The sequence below is a fragment of the Burkholderia sp. NFPP32 genome (assembly GCF_900119325.1).
GTDB classification, from domain to species: Bacteria; Pseudomonadota; Gammaproteobacteria; order Burkholderiales; family Burkholderiaceae; genus Burkholderia; species Burkholderia pyrrocinia_C.
In genome coordinates, this window is record NZ_FPJP01000008.1 from 1 (window position 1) to 20,648 (window position 20,648).

At 67.0% G+C, this 20,648-nt stretch carries 17 protein-coding genes and 1 tRNA gene; 7 read left to right on the forward strand and 11 right to left on the reverse strand.

Going from position 1 to position 20,648, the window contains the following annotated elements; all coding sequences use genetic code 11:
• Positions 1 to 90: 90 nt before the first annotated feature.
• Complete coding sequence (locus tag BT264_RS17135) at positions 91 to 1,230, reverse strand: slipin family protein (RefSeq protein WP_072439487.1); 1,140 nt, start codon at positions 1,228 to 1,230, stop codon at positions 91 to 93.
• Positions 1,231 to 1,488: 258 nt separating this feature from the next.
• Positions 1,489 to 1,561 (reverse strand) — tRNA-Phe (locus BT264_RS17140).
• 338 nt (positions 1,562 to 1,899) lie between these two features.
• On the opposite strand from BT264_RS17140, the gene rtcR reads away from it, so the two are divergent.
• Entirely contained in the window at positions 1,900 to 3,519 is a 1,620-nt protein-coding gene (gene rtcR, locus BT264_RS17145; protein ID WP_072439111.1) for an RNA repair transcriptional activator RtcR, read from the forward strand.
• A gap of 49 nt (positions 3,520 to 3,568) precedes the next feature.
• On the opposite strand, the gene BT264_RS17150 is transcribed toward rtcR, so the two are convergent.
• The 5 genes from BT264_RS17150 to BT264_RS17170 all read right to left on the reverse strand — a co-directional run bounded on the left by BT264_RS17150 (position 3,569) and on the right by BT264_RS17170 (position 8,021).
• Positions 3,569 to 4,330: a class I SAM-dependent methyltransferase gene (locus BT264_RS17150; protein WP_072439113.1), complete on the reverse strand. Its 762-nt coding sequence runs from the start codon at positions 4,328 to 4,330 to the stop codon at positions 3,569 to 3,571.
• 13 nt (positions 4,331 to 4,343) lie between these two features.
• Positions 4,344 to 4,970, reverse strand: a complete 627-nt coding sequence (locus BT264_RS17155) for a LysE family translocator (RefSeq protein WP_072439115.1) — start codon at positions 4,968 to 4,970, stop codon at positions 4,344 to 4,346.
• A 150-nt stretch (positions 4,971 to 5,120) separates the two neighbouring features.
• On the reverse strand, positions 5,121 to 6,392 hold the full coding sequence (locus tag BT264_RS17160) for a type II toxin-antitoxin system HipA family toxin (protein ID WP_072439117.1): 1,272 nt from the start codon (positions 6,390 to 6,392) through the stop codon (positions 5,121 to 5,123).
• Positions 6,389 to 6,901, reverse strand: a complete 513-nt coding sequence (locus BT264_RS17165; protein WP_072439119.1) for a helix-turn-helix domain-containing protein — start codon at positions 6,899 to 6,901, stop codon at positions 6,389 to 6,391. The genes BT264_RS17160 and BT264_RS17165 overlap by 4 nt, the downstream gene beginning before the upstream one ends.
• A 199-nt stretch (positions 6,902 to 7,100) precedes the next feature.
• On the reverse strand, positions 7,101 to 8,021 hold the full coding sequence (locus tag BT264_RS17170; protein ID WP_072439121.1) for a LysR substrate-binding domain-containing protein: 921 nt from the start codon (positions 8,019 to 8,021) through the stop codon (positions 7,101 to 7,103).
• A 108-nt stretch (positions 8,022 to 8,129) separates the two neighbouring features.
• Between BT264_RS17170 and BT264_RS17175 the strand changes: the two genes are divergently transcribed.
• Complete coding sequence (locus BT264_RS17175; RefSeq protein WP_072439123.1) at positions 8,130 to 9,212, forward strand: tartrate dehydrogenase; 1,083 nt, start codon at positions 8,130 to 8,132, stop codon at positions 9,210 to 9,212.
• Positions 9,213 to 9,424: 212 nt separating this feature from the next.
• Complete coding sequence (locus tag BT264_RS17180) at positions 9,425 to 10,735, forward strand: MFS transporter (protein ID WP_072439125.1); 1,311 nt, start codon at positions 9,425 to 9,427, stop codon at positions 10,733 to 10,735.
• Positions 10,736 to 10,790: 55 nt separating this feature from the next.
• Here the strand turns inward: BT264_RS17180 and BT264_RS17185 are convergent, their stop codons facing one another.
• The 4 genes from BT264_RS17185 to BT264_RS17200 all read right to left on the reverse strand — a co-directional run bounded on the left by BT264_RS17185 (position 10,791) and on the right by BT264_RS17200 (position 15,944).
• The gene (locus tag BT264_RS17185; RefSeq protein ID WP_072439127.1) at positions 10,791 to 11,288 is read right to left on the reverse strand and encodes a shikimate kinase; all 498 of its coding nucleotides are present in this window, start codon (positions 11,286 to 11,288) and stop codon (positions 10,791 to 10,793) included.
• A gap of 218 nt (positions 11,289 to 11,506) precedes the next feature.
• Positions 11,507 to 12,841, reverse strand: coding sequence for an argininosuccinate synthase (gene argG, locus BT264_RS17190; RefSeq protein ID WP_072439129.1), 1,335 nt, complete (start codon positions 12,839 to 12,841; stop codon positions 11,507 to 11,509).
• A gap of 329 nt (positions 12,842 to 13,170) precedes the next feature.
• Complete coding sequence (locus BT264_RS17195; protein WP_072439130.1) at positions 13,171 to 14,241, reverse strand: FUSC family protein; 1,071 nt, start codon at positions 14,239 to 14,241, stop codon at positions 13,171 to 13,173.
• Positions 14,242 to 14,396: 155 nt separating this feature from the next.
• Positions 14,397 to 15,944: a sensor domain-containing diguanylate cyclase gene (locus tag BT264_RS17200; RefSeq protein ID WP_072439132.1), complete on the reverse strand. Its 1,548-nt coding sequence runs from the start codon at positions 15,942 to 15,944 to the stop codon at positions 14,397 to 14,399.
• 586 nt (positions 15,945 to 16,530) lie between these two features.
• On the opposite strand from BT264_RS17200, the gene BT264_RS17205 reads away from it, so the two are divergent.
• From BT264_RS17205 to BT264_RS17220, 4 genes are all read left to right on the forward strand, one after another.
• Positions 16,531 to 18,066: an amino acid permease gene (locus BT264_RS17205; RefSeq protein WP_072439134.1), complete on the forward strand. Its 1,536-nt coding sequence runs from the start codon at positions 16,531 to 16,533 to the stop codon at positions 18,064 to 18,066.
• Positions 18,067 to 18,328: 262 nt separating this feature from the next.
• The gene (locus BT264_RS17210) at positions 18,329 to 18,574 is read left to right on the forward strand and encodes a DUF3717 domain-containing protein (protein WP_034182147.1); all 246 of its coding nucleotides are present in this window, start codon (positions 18,329 to 18,331) and stop codon (positions 18,572 to 18,574) included.
• Positions 18,575 to 18,758: 184 nt separating this feature from the next.
• Positions 18,759 to 19,676 (forward strand): LysR family transcriptional regulator, encoded by a 918-nt coding sequence (locus BT264_RS17215; RefSeq protein WP_034182148.1) that lies wholly within the window; start codon positions 18,759 to 18,761, stop codon positions 19,674 to 19,676.
• Positions 19,677 to 19,785: 109 nt separating this feature from the next.
• Positions 19,786 to 20,631, forward strand: a complete 846-nt coding sequence (locus BT264_RS17220) for an alpha/beta fold hydrolase (RefSeq protein WP_072439136.1) — start codon at positions 19,786 to 19,788, stop codon at positions 20,629 to 20,631.
• Positions 20,632 to 20,648 lie beyond the last annotated feature (17 nt).

Genomic DNA, 20,648 nt, shown 5'->3' on the forward strand with positions numbered 1-20,648 from the left:
CGACATTCACGGGGCGTTCCTCAAACTCGGTTGCTGCCTGATTTGCTGGAATACCCTCCGGCGCGCCGAACAGCCTTTATGAAACCGTCTCTAAGCGCCCTTGATGCTGACGAGTCCGTTCAGCACCTGGTCGAGACCGCCGAACACCGAGATACGGTCGATCCGTTCCGCGACGCGCTCGAGCGTTTCCAGCTCCTTGAGCCGCAGCGCGGTCGGGTTTTCTTCCATCACCTTCGCGGTGTTCAGCAGCGAACGCGTCGCCGCCGTTTCCTCGCGGCGGCGAATCACGTTCGCCTGCGCGGCCTTTTCGGCTTCGACCACCTGCGCGAGGATCGTCTTCATGTCGCCCGGCAGCACGATATCCTTCACGCCGACGCTGCGCACGTCCACGCCCGAGTTTTCGAGGCGCGCACGCACCTGTGCGATCACGATGTCGTCGATCGACTGCTTGTCTTCCAGCAGTTCGTCGAGCGAGCGCGTACCGACAGCCGCGCGCAGTGCGAACTGCAACTCGCGATACAGGTGCTCGACCGGCTTCTGCAACTGGCCGAACGCATGCAGCACGTCCGCATAGCACCACGTCGCCGACAGGTTCAGCCGCAGCGCGACCTTGTCGCGCGTCAGGATTTCCTGTCCGCCGACTTCGAGCGCCTGCACGCGCAGGTCGACGAGTTCGACTGCGACGTCGCGGTTGAAGCGCCAGAACGCCGATACACCTGCTTCCAGCAGCCGCTCGATCTTGCCGTCGATCTTCAGCACGCCGACGTGATACGCCGGCACCTGCGCCAGCAGCACGCCCGTCAGGCCCGCCACACCGCGCGCACGCAGCGCCGGCTGCGCGATGCGCTTAACGAGCGCGGCCGGCAGCATGCTGTCCTGCGCGAGATCGACGCGTTCGAGCCGGTGCGCGATCGGGCCGCGCCAGTACAGCCGGCGCGTGCCCGGCGCCAGAATCTCGACGAGTACGTCGTCTTCATAGCGCAGGCCGGCTTCGTCGTCGACCAGATCCATCGCGACGAAATAGTGCGCGAGCACGTCCTGCGCGTCGTGACGCAGGTAGTCGGCCAGCGCTTGGTCGGCGAGCGGCGTGTCGAGACGCGCGGTCTGCACCGACAGGCGATTGAACGGATCGAAGGCCTTGAACACGCCCGGTTCCAGCACCTTCACGAAATCGCCCTCGCTCATCAGCAGCGCGCGTTCGTTCTTTTTCACAACATGACGCTTCCACATATTCTTGTCCTTTTCTTTAACGACCGCCGGGTGACGCGCATCGTGCGGATCGCGGTGCGACGCAATCGGGCGGGCGGCGCGGGGGCCGGCGCGGGCGCTGCACGGCGACGCATCCTGCATCGCTTCGTCGTGCGCGTTCGCGCCGGCCGTCCGGCCGCCTGGCCGATCGCGCGGAACCATGACCGGTCCGACGCGCGGCGGGCCTCGCGGCCCGCACCGGCGGGTACTGCTTCCATCAAGAGACTGTCGTTGCGGACAGTGTTCGAGCGGGATTCGAACCCGCTACACACCGGCTTTCGCCGGCTGCTCTACCCGAATGAGCTACCGAACGGTGGGCGCCCCGGGATTCGAACCCGAACGTGGCATGCCTGAGCGCGCCCCTTTGCCTTCGTCTGTCCATGGCGGCATGCGCTGCCGCTACGAACGAGATTCGGCGGCGGCGCACCAGCAGGGCTTTGTGAACCCTGGCTCGCGGGCCAGAGGGACATCCGGCGCCTTCTATTTAGCGAGGAGCGTGCCAGCGGAGAGTTCAGTGCTCGAAGAAATTTCCAGTTCGTTGAAATTAAAGGGGAATTGTCTGAGTCGAGTTGATTTGCGTCGGCCTTGCCTGCTAGGGTGGATTGAGAAAATCCGATACAATCGGATCGCTTCTTATCCGATGAGATAAACATGCGAAAGACAGTCGCAATCGGCTTTCTCGGCACGGTGCTCGACCAGGGCGGTCGCGCGCCGCGCCGCTACCGCAAATGGCGGCCGACGATCTCGTTGTGCGAGCAGCCCGACCTGCCGATCGACAGGCTCGAGTTGCTGCATCCGCTGAGCTACACGCGCCTCGCCAACCAGGTGCGGGACGATCTCGCGCACCTGTCGCCGCGCACCGACGTGCGGCTCACGCCGCTCACGATCCACGACCCGTGGGATTTCGAGGAGGTCTATGCGACGCTGCACGACTACGCGCGCGCCTATCCGTTCGACCTCGAACACGAGGATTACCTGATCCACATCACGACCGGCACGCACGTCGCGCAGATCTGCTGGTTCCTGCTGGCGGAAGCGCGCTACCTGCCCGCGCGCCTCGTGCAGACGGGGCCGCCGCAGCGGACCGACGAAGGGCCGAGCGGGCCGGGCACGGTGTCGGTGATCGATCTCGACCTGTCGCGCTACAACCGGATCGCGCAGCGCTTCACGCGCGAACGCGACGAAACGGTGTCGTTCCTGAAGGCCGGCATCGCGACGCGCAACGCGCGCTTCAATGCGTTGATCGAGCAACTGGAGCGAGTGGCCGTGCGTTCGCGCGCGCCGATGCTGCTCGTCGGGCCGACGGGCGCCGGCAAGTCGTTTCTCGCCAAGCGCGTGTACGAGCTGAAGCGCGGCCGCCATCGGCTCGCGGGGCCGTTCATCGAGATCAACTGCGCGACGCTGCGCGGCGACGCGGCGATGTCGACACTGTTCGGCCACGTGAAGGGCGCGTTCACGGGCGCGCAGTCGGCACGCGCGGGGTTGCTGCGCGCGGCGGACGGCGGCCTGCTGTTTCTCGACGAGATCGGCGAACTCGGGCTCGACGAGCAGGCGATGCTGCTGAAGGCGATCGAGGAAAAGCGCTTCCTGCCGGTTGGCGCGGACGTCGAGGCGACCAGCGATTTCGAGCTGATCGCCGGCACGCACCGCGACCTGCGGCTGATGGTGGCGGCCGGCACGTTCCGTGAGGATCTCTATGCGCGGATCAATCTGTGGACGTACGAACTGCCGGGGCTCGCCGAGCGTCGCGAGGACATCGAGCCGAACCTCGAATTCGAGCTCGACCGTTTCGGCCGAGAGCAGGGCGAGCAGGTGCGGTTCAACGTCGAGGCGAAGCGGCGTTATCTCGCGTTTGCCGCGTCGCCGCGCGCGGCGTGGGTCGGTAACTTCCGCGAGTTGTCGGCGTCGGTCACGCGGATGGCGACGCTGGCCGATGCGGGACGGATCACGGAGGAACTTGCCGAGCAGGAGGTCGAGCGGCTGGCGCGCACGTGGTCGTCGCCGGGCGGCGCGGGTGCGTCCGATACGTGGGTCGATGCGGTGTTCGGCGCGCGTGCGGCGGAACTCGACCTGTTCGACCGCGCGCAGCTCGAACGCGTGCTCGACGTGTGCCGCGTGTCGGCGAGCCTGTCGGAAGCCGGGCGCACGCTGTTCGCGGTGTCGCGGCAGAGCAAGAAGCAGCCGAACGATGCGGATCGGCTGCGCAAGTATCTTGCGCGCTTCGGGCTGGATTGGGAGGGGGTGCGGCAGGCGCTGGGCGCGGCGCGGTGAGTGCGGCGGCGCGGCCACCTGCGGTCGAGCGGGCGCGGTGTCCGGCCACTCACGCGCGGCAGATCGCGATGATCTCCGCGCTGGTTGCGTCGTCGAACGGTGCGCGTTGCCAGTCGCCGCACCAGTCGGCCGACGCGAATCCGGCCGCAGCGACGCGCGCCTGCAATTCGGGTTGCGCGATGAAGCGCAACCGGCTCGTGTTCTTCAGCAACATGTCGTCGCGGCGGAAACGGTAGTACGTGTCGAACGTCACGATCGCGCCGTCTACCGCGCGCACCGCGTGATGGAGATCGACGCCGCCGAATTCGCGCGATTCGACGCTGCATGCCGAATGCTCCGGCGTCCACGCACGCCACGGCGCGACGCACGGGTTGCGAGTGTCGAACAGGAAACGGCCGCCGTCGGCGAGCACGTGCCGCACGCCGTGCAACGTCGCGTCGATTTCGTCGTCGGTCAGCAGGCACTGGAATGCGTGCCCGGTCATCACGACCGCATCGAACGGCGCGCCGGGCGGCAGGCCGACCAGATCGCAGGCGATCCAGCGTACCGCGCTGGCGCCCGGCTGGCGTCGTGCGTAATCGACCATCGCCGGCGCGGGATCGATCGCGACGACGTCGTGCCCGGCCGCCGCGAGCCGGCGCGCGAACGTGCCGGTGCCGCAACCGAGATCGAGAATGCGTTGCCGCGCGGCGCCGATAACGGATGCGTAGAACGCGAAGTCGCGATCGCCCGCGTTGAACAGGTCGTAGATCGCGACGAGGCGCGGGTCGGTGTAGAGGGCTTCGCCGGTGGGCGCCGCGCGGGACGTCATGCGGCCGCGCGCGTCAGCGCTGCTGCACGGCCACGCGCAGCCCGAGCGCGATGAAGATCGAGCCGATGATCTTCCCCTGCCAGCGCGTGAGCCACGTGAGCCGCTTCACGATGCGGCCGAGCGGGCGGATCGAGCACGCGATCAGCGTCGTATAAAGCGAGCTGAGCACGACGAAGATCAGCCCGAGCACCGCGAACTGCACGAACGTCGAGCCGCGTTCCGGATGCACGAACTGCGGCATGAACGCGAGGAAGAACATCGCGGTCTTCGGATTCAGCACTTCGGCGGGAATCGCCTGCAGGTACGCGTTGAGCGGCGTGACGGACGACACCGTCGGCAGCGACGGATCGGACGGTTTGTCGAGCAGTGCGCGCACGCCGAGATAGATCAGGTACGCGGCGCCGACCAGCTTCACGACGTTGAACGCGAGCGCCGACGTCATCAGCAGCACGGACAGCCCGACTGCCGCGAACAGCGTATGCACGAAGTCGCCGCTCGCGACGCCGAGGCCGGTCAGGATGCCGGTCTTGCGGCCGCCCTGCACGGTGCGGCTCAGCACGAGCAGCACGGCGGGGCCGGGGATCAGGAACAGGCCCAGAACGACGGCCGTGAAGGTGGTCAGCGTGGTCAGGTCGAACATGGCGGCTCCGGCAGGTTGGCGCAGCGGCGAGGGATCGGGGGCATTGTATTCGGTTCGGAGCGCGTCTGCCGACGCATCCCGCGAACGGCCCGGCTGCGTCGGCACCTTTCTGGTATAAGCACGAAAGGAGGGGCGCTGAACGAAGGGCGGTCAATCGTTCGCGAGATGGAACGCGCCGGCCATCCGCTCCTGCTCCCGCGCGGGCAGCACGAGTCGCGTCGCTAGCGTTCTCCATTGGCTGACGACACCGCGGAAGTCGTCGATGATCTCGTCGGCGTCCTGCAGCTTGAGCCGAAAGTATTCGCATACCTCGCGGGCGAGGTCGAGGTTCAGTGCGTTGTCTGCTTCCGTAATGTTGAGCTTGAGGCCATCGGCGACGGCGACAGGATTCATGTCATAGGCCGCCGAAAGTCGCCACCCCGATCCCGGTACCAGAATGAATCCGTGATTGCGGAGATGATCGTCGGTGTTCGAGACCAGAAGGTTGAAGACGATTCGCGCCCATAGCTCGCGCAAGTCGGCATTCGGTTGTGCGCCGTGCCGCATGAGGACTTCGGCCAATTCCAGGTAGCTGACGCCTGTCGACGCATCGTCGCCGTCGACGTGACCGGTCATGGTCATTGCGGACGCGAAATGCAGGCGTTGGCCGTCGGCAGTCCGATCGAAACGCCGGACCAGGAAACAGTGATGGTCGCTGGCGAACTTTCGTGCCTCGGCGTGGGCGACGTTCAGGCCGCAACCCGCCGCTAGCGCATTGACGACCATTTCCCAGCCACCCACGTCGTAGTCGTCCCGTGCGCTCGGAAACTTCGCGATATAGAGACGGCCTCGATCGTCGGCGACGCTTGCCTTGGGTCTTGCGCCACCGAGCGAGCCGCCGGGGGCGATGAGCATCGACAGCCAGTCGCGGCCATTCGGGGCGGTATTGTCGACGTCTTCCTCCAGCGCGCGACTTGCGTGTTCCAGTTCACGAATCTCTGCAAACGGCGGCGCAGCGAGATCATGGCGATCGTCGAGAAATTCTCCGTCGTCGTCGAGCCGGTAGCGCAGCGCGCCGACGCGGTAAAGGTCGTGAACGCCAAGCAGGTAGTCCGATTCGTGGAGTCGGGTGCCTTTCGGTCGCAGGCCGGCACGAATGTCTCGCTCCAGCCTGCGATCCATCAGCATGCGGCCCCACTGATCGGGGCTGGAATCGGCGAAGGCGCCGAACGCGTCCCGCGGCGGGGCCGGATATTGGGGGCCTTCAAAGAGACCGATTGCCGGATCGATCTGCACGCTTGCGAACTCGGGAGCCGCCAGTGCGGCAGAGGCGTACTGGAACTCGAACCGCTCGCTCGCCCGCGTCTTGCGGCTGTGCAGGAGTCCGAGCTTTCGCGGTTCAGGCAAGCCGTCCCAATCTGCGTAGACACCGATCGTCGTCATTTCCCGCGATGCTCCCCATGCCGTTTTCGTGCCGGCTTCAGCAATGCGACAAGATCGGCTGCCGTCGTGCCGCGGGTATCGCCGGGTTCGGTTGTTTCGGATGCCGCCGTGCCTGCTTCGGCCGCTTTCGTGGCGGAGGGAGCGCTTGCGCGCATGCGCCGATCGGGCGTGGGCGACGTGGCGGAGGAAAGAGACGGCGCGGTTCGTCGGGCGGATCGTGGTTTGACGAGGCGGGCGTCCTGAAGCTGGCGGCCGAATTCGTCCGTGGCGGCCAGCTTTTCCAGATCGTGCTGGAGCCCCAGCACCTGCATGACGGACAGATAGGCGCCGATGGTGACGCCCGACCCGCCGGCTTCCAGCGAACGAAGCGTCATCGGCGACATGCCGGCGCGTTCCGCAACCTGCTTGGCCGTCAGCTTCCGGCGCAGGCGCGCAAGCTTCAGCCGCTCGCCGAATTCGGCAAGCAGTTGGTTCGATACTGGCAGGAGCGGAGCCGTCTTTTGTGCCATAAGGCTAGTATTTCAATGTTTTGCTAACGAAGATGCCAAAATATTAGCACAATCGATGCGGCTCGCGATTGGCTTTGATGCTTGGTCGATATGCGGGAATGTAAATATTTTGGCGATTGACAGATGAATTCGCCAAAATAATTGGTTTTCGGGCATCCACTTCATGCGCGCGGAGCAGTCGTGCGCCCCATTCCGATTCCTACACCGCCCTCAACCGCCCCAACTCGTCCGCCAGAAAATCGACGAACGCGCGAATCCGCGCGGACATCTGGTGACGTTGCGCGTACACCGCATAGATATCGGCGCCCGGTGTTTCGTGGTCGGGCAGCACGACCACGAGGCGACCGTCGGCGAGATAGTCGCGGAGGTCCCATTCGGCGCGCATCAGGATTCCGTGCCCGTCGAGCGCCCACTTCACGGCGATCTCGCCGTCGTTCGTCGTCAGGTTGCCGTTGATCCGCACGGCTTCCGTGTGGCGTGCCGCGCCGCGCCCGCTGGTCAGGCGCCAGATCCCGTAACCTTCGTCGCCCTGCCGGATGCCGATGCAGTTGTGCCGCATCAGGTCGTGCGGCGTGCCGGGCGTCCCGTGCCGCGCGAGATACGCGGGCGCCGCGCACAGCAGCCGGCGGTTCGGCGCGAGCCGCCGCGCGACGACGCGCGTGTCGGGCGGCTCGCCGAAGCGGATGCACACGTCGAACGCGTCGTCGGTGAGCGGCGGCGGCATCACCGACAGCTGCAGCTGCACCGACACTTCCGGATAGCGCGCGACGAAGCGCGAGATCGCGGGGCCGACGTGGCTGCGCCCGAAACCGAGCGTCGCGTTCACGCGCAGCAGCCCCTTCGGGCGCTGCTTCGCGCTGCCGAGCAGCTCGCCGAGTTCGTCCATCTGGTCGAGGATCCGGCGCGCGTAGTCGAGATACACGTCGCCTTCGGGCGTCAGCATCATCCGCCGCGTCGTGCGGTTGACGAGCGTTACGCCCGCGCGCCGCTCCATCTGCGTGAGCCGCTTGCTGACGGCCGCCGCGGTCAGCCCGAGTTCGCGCGCGGCCGCGCTCAGGCTGCCCGACGCGGCCAGTGTCGAGAAGAAGCCGAGATCGGCCGGCTGGACAGTATCCGCCATGACGGGATTCGTGAATTGAAGTTAAAGATGCTTTGATTCTAGCGCCGGTTCCTGCGCTCCTGGTTCGTTAAAGTGCGTTCACGCTCACGATCAATCGAGGATGTCCGCATGAAGACCTACCGTATCGCAACGATTCCCGGCGACGGCATCGGCAAGGAAGTGGTGCCGGCCGGCAAGCAGGTGCTGGAAGCGCTGGCCCACGGCTGCGATCGTTTCGCGTTCGAGTTCGAGGATTTCGACTGGGGTGCCGATTACTACCGCCAGCACGGCGCGATGATGCCGGCCGACGGCCTCGACGCGTTGCGCGGCAAGGACGCGATCCTGTTCGGCTCGGCGGGCGACCCCGACGTGCCCGATCACGTGACGCTGTGGGGGCTGCGCCTGAAGATCTGCCAGGGCTTCGACCAATACGCGAACGTGCGCCCGACGCGCATCCTGCCCGGCATCGACGCGCCGCTGAAGCGCTGCGGGCCGGACGACCTGAACTGGGTCATCGTCCGCGAGAACTCCGAGGGCGAATACGCGGGCGTCGGAGGCCGCGTGCACCAAGGCCATCCGATCGAAGCCGCGACCGACGTGTCGATCCTCACGCGCGCCGGCGTCGAACGCATCATGCGCTTCGCGTTCCGGCTCGCGCAGTCGCGTCCGCGCAAGCTGCTGACCGTGATCACGAAGAGCAACGCGCAGCGGCACGCAATGGTGATGTGGGACGAGATCGCGAAGCAGATCGCGCAGGAATTCCCCGACGTCACATGGGACAAGGAGCTCGTCGACGCGGCGACCGCGCGCATGGTCAACCGGCCGGCGTCGCTCGACACGATCGTCGCGACCAACCTGCACGCGGACATCCTCAGCGATCTCGCCGCCGCGCTCGCCGGCAGCCTCGGCATCGCGCCGACCGGCAACATCGATCCCGAGCGCCGTTATCCGTCGATGTTCGAGCCGATCCACGGCTCCGCGTTCGACATCATGGGCCAGGGGCTCGCGAATCCGGTCGGCACGTTCTGGTCGGTCGTGATGCTGCTCGAGCATCTCGGCGAGGCGGAAGCCGCGGCGCGCGTGATGCAGGCGATCGAGGCCGTGACGGCCGACCCGTCGCTGCATACGCGCGACCTCGGCGGCAGCGCGACGACCGCGCAGGTGACCGCGGCCGTGTGCGAGCGCGTCGCGAACGCGGCGGTCGCGGCCTGACGATCGACGCGGCGCTGCACATGCGTGCTGCGATGTAGCCGCGGCGCGAGTGCGCAACCGGTAGCGGGCCGCTGCCCGTTCGTCGTCCTACCGGTTTTTTATGCCCGCGACTCGCGCATCCGACGCGAGCCGGGCGCCGGCCCGCGCGCTTCGTCGCGGCGCCGGCGAGTATTCACAGACAGAGCACGGCTCGACCTCGAAGGAGGAGACACATGCAAGCGGATCTGGAAACCCGCGTCGCGCGGAAACTGATGTGGCGCATCATTCCGTTCGTGATGCTGCTTTATTTCGTCAGCTTTCTCGATCGCGTCAACGTCGGCTTTGCCGCGATGACGATGAACAAGGCGATTGGCCTGTCGCCGACCGCGTTCGGGTTCGGCGGCGGCCTGTTCTTCATCGGCTACTTCCTGTTCGAAGTGCCGTCCAACCTGATCCTCCACCGCGTCGGCGCGCGCATCTGGATCGCGCGCGTGATGATCACGTGGGGCCTCGTGTCGGCCGTGTCCGCGTTCGCGGCCGGGCCGACGAGCTTCTACGTGCTGCGCTTCCTGCTCGGCGCGGCCGAAGCCGGGTTCTTCCCCGGCATCATCCTGTATCTCAGCCTGTGGTTCCCCACGAAGCAGCGCGCGGTGGCCGCCGCGTGGTTCATGGCGGCCGCGCCGATCTCGACCGCGATCGGCTCGCCGCTGTCGGGCGCGATCATGCAGATGCCGCCGATGTTCGGGCTCGCCGACTGGCAGATGCTGTACATCGTCGAAGCGCTGCCGGCGATCGCGCTCGGCTTCGTCGTGCTGAAGTGCCTGACCGATTCGCCGTCGAAGGCCGCGTGGCTGCGGCCGGACGAGCGCGACTGGCTGATCGCGAAGCTGAAGGCCGAAGCGGACGTGCGCCACACGCATGCCGGGAATATGGCCGGCGCGTGGCAGGCGCTGCGCGATCCGCGCGTGCTGGCGCTCGCGCTGATCTACTTCGGCACGTCGGCCGGGCTCTATACGCTCGGGCTGTGGGCGCCGCTGATGGTCAAGCAGTTCGGCTTCGCCGCGCTGCAGACGGGCCTGCTGACCGGCATCCCCAGCATCGCCGCCGTCGTCGCGATGATCGTCTGGGCGCGGCATTCGGATCGCACCGGCGAGCGCACGTGGCACGTCGTGATTCCGTGCGTGCTGGCCTGCATCGGCTTCGTGTTCGCGGGCCAGGCGAGCACCGCGTTGCTGACCGTGCTCGCGCTGGTGGTCGTCAACATCGGGATCAGTGCCGCGAAGGCGCCGTTGTGGGCGATGCCGAGCGCGTTCCTGTCAGGCGCGGGCGCGGCTGCGGGGATAGCGATGATCAACTCGATCGGCAACCTCGGCGGGTTCGTCGGGCCGTTCGCGATCGGCTGGCTCAAGCACGCGACGGGCGGGTATGCGGCCGGGCTTTATGTGGTGGCGGGCACGCTCGCGGTGTCGGCGGTCGTCACGCTGATGCTGAGCCGGAAGGGGGCGAGGGAAGCGGTCGTGCCGGGCGTGCGGCATCACCCGTAAGCGCGGCGGTTGGGCCGAACCGCCGGACAGGCGCGTATCGCGTGCCCGTCCGGCGTTACGGCGCCGTCTCTGCAACCTGCTGCGCGATGCGCGCCGCACATGCGTCGGGCGTCGCGGCGGACGTATCCAGCACGACCTGGCTGAACGCCCGCGACGCATACCCTTCGCGATACATCTCGGCGATGCGTTGCCGTTCCCAGTCCGTCAGTGCGCGCGAACCGCGATTCGACGACGCGATCGCTTCAGGCGGCGCGAGCGTGACAACGAAAAGCCGTGCGTCGCGCGCGTCGCATGCCGCGCGCAGCCGTTCGAATTCCGCTTCGGCGATCGGATAGGCAATGACCAGATGACGCTCGCGCGTATCGGCGATCTGCGTGACGAGGCGTTCCAGCGCGATCGCCCACTGCACGTCGAACGGCGCATCGTCGGGCGCATCGTGATCGTCGCCGTCGATGAAGCGCGCATCGGGCAGCATGCGTGCGAGTGCGAGGCCGATCGTCGTCTTGCCGCTGTTGATCGGGCCGTTCAGGTGGATGACGGTGAGAGGGCTCATGAGGACAGGCACGAATCGGACGACTCGCAGCTTGCCATGACTGGCGCGACGTTGCAGTGCCGTTGGTGCGTGGCGCGGCGTGGTGCGATTGCGGAGGGGAAAGCGGAAAGGCGGGGAGAGGCGGAAGGAACGGCAGGCTGCGTGCGTGATGATCGGCCCACGCGGCCTGCCCGGCCGTGCCGCATTCAGCGATGCGGCACGGCGTCGAACGACGCGACTTACTTGTCGTCGCCCTTGATCTGCGGCAACGCCGACGCTTCACCCGGCGTCAGCAGCCCGACCTGCGCATACACGCGCAGCTTGTCGCGCGTATCGGTGATGTCGAGGTTGCGCATCGTCAGCTGGCCGATCCGGTCGCGCGGCGAGAACGTCGACGCCACCTTCTCCATCGACAGGCGTTCCGGCTGATACGTGAGGTTCGGCGACTTCGTGCTCAGGATCGAGTAGTCGTTGCCGCGGCGCAGTTCGATCTTCACTTCGCCGGTGATCGCGCGTGCGACCCAGCGCTGCGCCGTTTCGCGCAGCATGATCGCCTGCGGATCGAACCAGCGGCCCTGGTACAGCAGGCGGCCGAGACGGCGGCCGTTCTCGCGGTACTGCTCGATCGTGTCTTCGTTGTGGATGCCGGTGACGAGACGCTCGTACGCGATGTACAGCAGCGCGAGGCCCGGGGCTTCATAGATGCCGCGGCTCTTCGCCTCGATGATGCGGTTCTCGATCTGGTCGCTCATGCCGAGGCCGTGGCGGCCGCCGATGCGGTTCGCTTCGAGCAGCAGCTCGACCGGATCCTTGAACTCGACGCCGTTCAGCGCGACCGGCTGGCCGGCTTCGAAGCGCACCGTCACTTCTTCCGCGGCGATCTTCACGTCGTCGCGCCAGAACGCGACGCCCATGATCGGGTTCACGATCTTGATGCCGCTTTCGAGGCTTTCGAGATCCTTCGCCTCGTGCGTCGCGCCGAGCAGGTTCGAGTCGGTCGAATAGGCCTTCTCGGCCGACATCTTGTACGCGAAACCGGCCTGGTTCATGAATTCGGACATTTCGGCGCGGCCGCCGAGCTCGTCGATGAACGTCTGGTCGAGCCACGGCTTGTAGATCTTCAGGTCCGGGTTCACGAGCAGGCCGTAGCGGTAGAAGCGCTCGATGTCGTTGCCCTTGTACGTGCTGCCGTCGCCCCAGATGTTGACGCCGTCTTCCTTCATCGCGGCGACGAGCATCGTGCCCGTCACGGCGCGGCCGATCGGCGTCGTGTTGAAGTACGTGACGCCGGCCGTCGTGATGTGGAACGCGCCGCTTTGCAGCGCCGCGATGCCTTCGGCGACGAGCTGCGCGCGGCAGTCGATCAGGCGGGCGCCGGCTGCGCCGTATTCGATCGCACGCTTCGGGATCGCGTCGTAATCGTCTTCGTCGGGCTGGCCGAGGTTCGCCGTGTATGCGTACGGGACGGCGCCCTTCAGTTTCATCCAGTGCAGCGCGGCGCTGGTGTCCAGGCCGCCGGAGAAGGCGATACCGACCTTCTGGCCGGTCGGGAGGCTTTCGAGAATCGTGCTCATAGGAATTACCGTGGATTGGGTCCGGTGGGATCGTATTTCGCGGAATATGCGAGTATCGGCTGTCCGGGAAGTTGGGGCAAGGGCTGATTTTCGCGCGGATACGTCGTCAGGCCTGTCGCGGCGGGCCCGGCGGGCGGTTAACCAGGCGGAGAACGCGGCGCGAATCGGCGCCGCTCGGCGGCGGAAACGGGCTCGGACGCGCGCCGTCGCGGGCCGTGCTTCCGGGGCCGGATCGGCCGAACGGCGTACCCGCCGCCGTCAGGATAGCGGTCCGCCAACCCGAAAGGAATATGAAAGCAAGGCGGGTGAAGCACGGAATCCCGCGAACCTCAGATATTCCACGACTGCGCGGTATCGAGCAGCTTCTCGCGCAACTGATCGACTTCGCCGGCCAGCTTCGCCGTGATCGACACGTAGCCGGACAACTGCGGCGGCGGTGCGTCGTGCGGCGGGTCGGCCGGCCGGCGGCGCGGCGCGAGCCGGCTCGGCTTGCCGAACTTGAGCGCGCGGCTCGCGCCGACCAGCGTGTCGCGGATGCGCCGGTTCACGGCCTTCATCTCGACGCGCATGTATTCGCGGGCCGCCACGTCGTCGCGGGCCGGCACCGCGCTCGACAGGATCTCCAGATAACCGATGCACAGGCGCAGGCTGCGCTGGATCGCCTCGAGCTGCGTCATCGACGTCTCGCATTCCTTCGACACCGACGGCATCAGCGAACGCAACTGCACGAGCAGCGCGCTCAGCGCGGCCATTTCCTTCAGGTGGGCGTCGTCGCTCACGTGGCGGTCGCCGGCGAGCCGCGCGTGCACGGCCGCGCACGCGCGCAGCGCGTCGGCGAGCTTGTAGCGCCACGAGTAGGTTGCATAGAGCGGCAGCGCGAACGAGAACGCCAGCGCGATCGCGATGCCGATCAGCACGTTCACCGCGCGCCACAGGCCGTCGACGATCTCGTTGTCGCCGTGCCCGGCGACGATCACCATCGTGATCGCCGACAGCAGCGCGATATAGCCGGCCTTGCCGATCGCGTGATACGCGCAGATGCCGCACGCGAGCGCCATCAGCAGGTAGATCGCGATCGGTGCGTGCGCGGCGGAATACAGCAGGATCAGCCCGAGCCCCGCGAGCGCGCCGATCGACGTGCCGAGCGCGCGCTCGGCCGCCTTCTTGCGGATGTTGCCGTGATGCTGCAGCCCGCCGACGACGATCAGAACGGTGATCGTCGACCACTCGCCGTGCGGCACGCGCAGGCCGGTGGACAGGCCGATCGACACGAGAATCGCGAGCGCGACGCGCGCCGCATGGATCAGCTTCGCGTGCCGGTAGCGGCGGTACGGATCGAGCAGCGGACGGAGCGCGTGGCGCAGGAGTGGCGGCAGCCGGGTAGGGAGCGAGGCGGTCATGACGGAACTGAGGTGGCCGGAACGCGCACGGCGGCTTGCGCGGGCCGGCGCCGCGCCGCATGCGCAGCAGACGTAACGCTAGCCGAACGCGCGCGGGCTGTCCACGGCGCGGCTGTCCGGCGTGGCCGGCTGCCGCATCGTGTCGCGACGACACGTCACGCCATGTCACGCCATGCGTCGGCCGCGCTTGGCTGCGCGTCCGACACGCGGTTGCGTCCGCCGGACTTCGCGCGGTACAGCGCCTCGTCGGCGCGCCGCAGCAGCGTTGCGGCGTTCGCGCGGCCGTCGGCGGCGGTCGCCGTGCCGATGCTCGCGGTGACGCGCCCGTACGGGCTCTTCACGTGCTCGATGCCGAGCTCCGCGATCGCGCGCCGGATGCCTTCGGCGACGGTTGCCGCGCCATGCGCGTCGGTGTCGGGCAGCGTGACGACGAATTCCTCGCCGCCGTAGCGCGCGACGTGGTCGCCGTCGCGGCGCAGGCAGCGCGACGCGGATTGCGCGACGCGACGCAGCACGTCGTCGCCGGCCGGGTGGCCGTAGTAGTCGTTGAACGCCTTGAAGTGATCGACGTCGACGAACAGCACGGACAGCGGGCGGCCGCTGCGCGACGCACGCTGCGCCTCCTTCGCGAGCACCGTGTCGAACGTGCCGCGGTTGTCGAGGCCCGTCAGCGAATCGGTGTGCGCGAGCCGGTACAGCTTCGATTCGGCGATCTGCCGGCGTTTCAGTTCGCGCGACAGCGCCAGCGAGCCCCACGCGATGAACCCGGTGAACAGGAACATCAGTACGACGGTCCAGATCGCGCGGTGGTGCCACGGCGCGTAGACGTCGAGCTCGGCCGGCGCAACGTCGACGATCAGCGGCAGGCCGGGCAGATGCTTGTAAACATAGATGCGCCGCACGCCGTCGATGCTGCCCATGCCCGACAGCACGCCTTCGCGGCGGCGCAGCGCCTCGATGAACAGCGGCGAATCGTGCAGGTCGAGGCCGACCACGCGCGCGTCGTAAGGCAGGCGGCTCACGAGCATGCCGTTGAGCTCGGCGATTGCCGCGCTGCCGTGCTTGCCGACCGCGAGGCCGTCGAGCAGCGCGCGGAAGTAGTCGATGCTGAGCGTGCCGACGACCACGCCGCCGAACGTGCCGTCGGACAGCGTGATCCGGCGGCTGAGCGCGATCGTCAGTGCGCCGCCGCGCAGCCGGGACGCGTAGGGCCGGCTGATGTAGAGGCCCTGCGCGAGCCCGTTGCGGTGCACGATGAAATAGTCGCGGTCCGCATAGTTGCCTTGCCGCGCGGGCGACACGCTCGAATCGATCACGATATTGCCGTGCGTATCCATCACGAAAAGCGACCCGAGATACGCGCCGGTAGCGGCGCGGTCGAACAGCAGCCGGTGGCGCTGGCGCGGTGGCAATGTCATCAGTTCCGGATCGGCCAAGCCGTCGACGACGTTTTGCAGCGACAAATCGTAGAGTTCGATATTGCGCGCGATATCGCGTTCGATCAGCAGCATCAGGTTGCGCGCATTTTCGACCGCGTGCTCATACGCGTCGCGTCGCGCCTCGATTAAAAGCGACGTCGAAAGTCCCCAACTGAACATCAGCAGGACGATGCCTGCGACGAGCACGCCGCGGGGCGACAGAATGCGTGCCACGATCGACGCGGTATGGCGGCGCAGCGTGGCGGGCAGCGGGAGTGACTTCATCCTCGGGGGCGGGGGCGGTGGATACTCGCGTTGTCGACGGTTCCGCGCGCTGATTATTTCGAATTAACCCGCATTATCTCGCGAATTCCTGCAATTCGTGTGTGCATGCAAAACATGCATGCGGAAACAGCGATTCGAAACGATTACGCATCATTACTGCATGGCGCGCGGGCGATTTGATTTGAATCAATTATCAGTATCGGTCGTTTTGTCTGATTAATGGTGCGACGCCCGGTCGATTTTTCGTATCGGCGCGGTATTTGGCGGATCAAGACAGGATTACCCGCTTATCGGGCGGAATGAAAAGCCGAATAACCCCGGGATACCCATGGTTTTCGCGACGGCAGGCGGCTGCGGTTGCGCCGGTGCAGCCAACTCCTTGATTCTGCGAAATCTCTGCGGCCGCGGCGGGCGTGTGCGCCTGAGCTCCCTCCATGGCGAATCAGGTAGAATCCGCGCTTCGCCGCAGGCGCCCGCCGCGCAACGCGTATCGGGGCCGCATCGAATGCATCGCAGGACGCGTACCGCGCTCCGATTCCGCATGCGCCGGCTACGGATGCCGGCCCGCTCAACGTTCGTCTCGTTTATGTCCGCAATTCCGAAATCCGACCAACCCGGTTCGTCCGCGAACCCACCCAAGCTTCATCGCGCGCTGAAGGCGCGCCACCTGACGATGATCGCCATCGGCGGCTCGATCGGCACGGGCCTGTTCGTCGCGTCCGGCGCGTCGATCTCGCAGGCCGGCCCCGGCGGCGCGATGGTCGCGTACATGCTGATCGGCCTGATGGTCTATTTCCTGATGACGAGCCTCGGCGAGATGGCCGCGTTCATGCCCGTGTCGGGTTCGTTCGCGACCTACGGCGCGAAATACGTGGACGAAGGCTTCGGCTTCGCGCTCGGCTGGAACTACTGGTACAACTGGGCCGTGACGATCGCGGTGGAGCTCGTCGCCGCGCAGCTCGTGATGCACTACTGGTTTCCGGACGTGCCGGGCGTGTGGTGGAGCGCGGCCTTCCTCGCCGTGATGTTCCTGCTCAACGCGCTCACCGTGCGCGGTTTCGGGGAGGCCGAATACTGGTTCGCGCTGATCAAGGTCGTCACCGTGGTCGCGTTCATCGGCGTCGGCCTGCTGATGATCTTCGGCATTCTGAAAGGCGCGCCGAGCAACGGCTGGGGCAACCTGACGATCGGCGACGCGCCGTTCGCGGGCGGCCTGCCGGCGCTGATGGGCGTCGCGATGATCGCGGGCTTCTCGTTCCAGGGCACCGAGCTGATCGGCGTCGCGGCCGGCGAATCGGAGCACCCGCGCACGACGATCCCGCGCGCGGTGAAACAGATCTTCTGGCGGATCCTGCTGTTCTACGTGTTCGCGATCTTCGTGATCGGCGTGCTGATTCCGTACACCGACCCGAACCTGCTGAAGACGGACGTGACCGACATCGGCGTGAGCCCGTTTACGCTCGTGTTCCGCCACGCGGGCCTCGCGTTCGCGGCCGGCGTGATGAACGCGGTGATCCTGACGGCCGTGCTGTCGGCCGGCAACTCGGGCATGTACGCGTCGACGCGGATGCTCTACAACCTCGCGACCGAAGGCCGCGCGCCGAAGGTGTTCGCGAAGCTGTCGCCGGGTGGCGTGCCGCGCAATGCGCTGTATGCGACGACGGCCGTCGGCGCGTTGTGCTTCTTTACGTCGCTGTACGGCGACAAGACGGTGTACCTGTGGCTGCTGAACACGTCGGGGATGACGGGCTTCATCGCCTGGCTCGGCATCGCGGTCAGCCACTACCGGTTCCGCAAGGGCTACGTGAAGCAGGGTTATGCGCTCGACCAGCTGCCGTACCAGTCGAAGTGGTTCCCGTTCGGCCCGCTGTTCGCGTTCGTGCTGTGCCTCGTGATCGCGCTCGGGCAGGACTATCAGGCGTTCCTCGCGAACAAGATCGACTGGGCCGGCGTGATCGCCACCTATGTCGGCATTCCGCTGTTCGTCGTCGTGTGGCTCGGTTTCCGGCTCCTGAACAAGAGCCGCTTCGTGCGCTACGAAGACATGGAGATCGCGCCGTGGATCGCCGCGAGCCGCGGCGCGCAGCCGCAGCCGGTGGCGAATCGCGAAACCGCGGGCTGACGCGGGCGCGGCAGGCGGCCGCGCGACATGCGATGAAACGGGAAGCCTCGCGCTTCCCGTTTTTTTTGCCCGGCTTTTGCCTGCACGGGGTCAAAGCCGGTTATATTGCCCGACCCTACCGGGCCACGGCCCGGCCGGCGCGACACGCGCAGCGCGGATCGGCATCCGGCGCGCATGGCGCGCGGCGGCCGGCGGCGCCCGGCGTTTTCATCGTTCCATCCGGGCCGGCACGGCCCGCGGAGCGCGCAACCCAGAGGAATCCATGAGCGCATCACCCGCCGAGCGGAAGGCCGGACCCGTTTCCATCGTGCGAATCGAAGCCGCGATCAACGCGTGGCGCGAAGTGTACCCGCCGGCACCGGACGGCGAGGACGGCTACGCGCTCGACGCCGGCAGCAATTGCCTCGCCGAGCTGTACGGCACGATGATCTGCTATCGGCTGCCGGACGTGCCGCTCGACTCGCTGAGCAACGAGCAGCGCGACGCGCTCTACGCGACCGAGGTGTGACGGGCGGTCGCGACGCTGCCGCGACGCGGCCGGCGTCGATCGGGAAACGGGAAGCCTTCAGGCTTCCCGTTTTGCTTTGGGCGGCGCGTGGCCGTGTGCGTGGAGGTTTGCGCCGCCTGCGGTATCGTGACGACATCGTCCGGCCGTGGTTTGACGTCGGGGCGCTGTCCGGGAGGCATCGAAAATGGAGTTGAGACACCTCCGCTACTTCGTCGCGGTCGCCGAGGAGCGGAATTTCACGCGTGCGGCGGAACGGCTGCATATCGCGCAGCCGCCGCTGAGCCGGCAGATCCAGCAGCTCGAGGAGGCGCTCGGCGTGCCGCTGTTCGAGCGCAATGCACGGCCGCTGAAACTGACCGACGCGGGGCGCTTCTTCTATTCGCACGCGGTGCAGCTGCTCGCGCAGACGGCCGAGCTCGAATCGATGACGAAGCGGGTCGGCAAGATCGAGCGCAGCATGTCGGTCGGGTTCGTCGGCTCGACGCTGTACGGGATGCTGCCGAAGATCATCCGGCGCTTTCGCAGCGAGTATCCGGCCGTCGAGCTGAGCCTGCACGAGATGTCGACGATGGACCAGATCAAGGCGCTGAAGGAAGGGCGCATCGACGTCGGGTTCGGGCGCATCCGCCATGAAGATCCGAGCGTGCGGCGCGTCGTGCTGCGCGAGGAGCGGATGATCGTCGCGTTGCCGGTCGGCCACCCGCTCGACAGCGCGAAGCCCGTGCTGTCGCTGCACGATCTCGTGAACGACACGCTGATCATCTTCCCGAAGGCGCCGCGGCCGAGCTATGCGGACCAGGTGCTCGCGGCCTTTCACGATCGAGCGCTGCAGCCGCGGCGGATCTACGAGACGCGCGAACTGCAGATCGCGCTCGGCCTCGTCGCGATGGGCGAGGGCGTGTCGGTCGTGCCGCACAGCGTGTACGGGCTGAAGCGCGACGACATCAGCTACAAGCCGCTCGACGATCCGAACCTCGTGTCGCCGATCATCATGAGCATGCGGATGCTCGACGAATCGGAGGACATCCGCGCGATGCAGGCGCTGATCTACCGGCTGTACGACGAAGCGCAGATGGAGTATCTGCCGCCGCAGCCCGAATGAGCGCGCGGGCGGTGGGGGCTTGCTTGACGCTGCGCGCGCGGGCAGGCCAACATGCGGGGATCCGATGGGGCCGCCGACGTGCGGCCGCTTTCATGCAGACGACCGACACATGACCGATAGCCTGATCGAGGAGACAATCGTCGAGACGCCGCAAGGGCGTCTTTTCGCGAAACGCTGGCGCGCTCGTCCGGTGCAAGATGAGACGGGCACGTCCGGGGCGGCCGCGCCTAAGCCGGCCGCACCTAAGCCGGCCGCGCCCATCGTGCTGCTGCACGATTCGCTCGGCTGTGTCGACCTGTGGCGCGACTTTCCCGCGCACCTCGCGAACGCCACGCAACGCGACGTGATCGCATACGACCGCCTCGGCTTCGGCCGTTCGGATCGTCATCCGGGGAAGCTCGGCACGACGTTCGTGCGCGACGAGGCCGATCGATCGTTCGATGCCGTGCTCGAGCAACTGCGTGTCGATGCGTTCGTCGCGTTCGGGCACAGCGTCGGCGGCGGGATGGCGGTCGGCTGCGCGGCCGCGCATCCGGATCGTTGCCGCGCGCTCGTGACGGTTGCCGCGCAGGCGTTCGTCGAGGATCGCACGCTGGCCGGCATTCGCGACGCGGCGCTGCAGTTCGACGAACCGGGCCAGCTCGACCGGCTCGCGCGCTATCACGGCGACAAGGCCGAGTGGGTGCTGCGCGCGTGGGTCGATACGTGGCTGTCGCCGGCGTTTCGCGACTGGAATCTCGACGACGACTTGCCGCGCGTACAATGCGCGACGCTCGCGATTCACGGCGAAGACGACGAATACGGCTCCGACGTGCATCCGAAGCGGATCGCCGCGCGCGTCGCGGGGCCGTCGTCGTTCCTGTTGCTCGCCAAATGCGGGCACATGCCGCACCGCGAGCGCACGGACGACGTGCTGGCCGCGGTGGCGACGTTCCTGCGCGACGCGGGCGCTTGAGCGCCCGGGCAACCGGC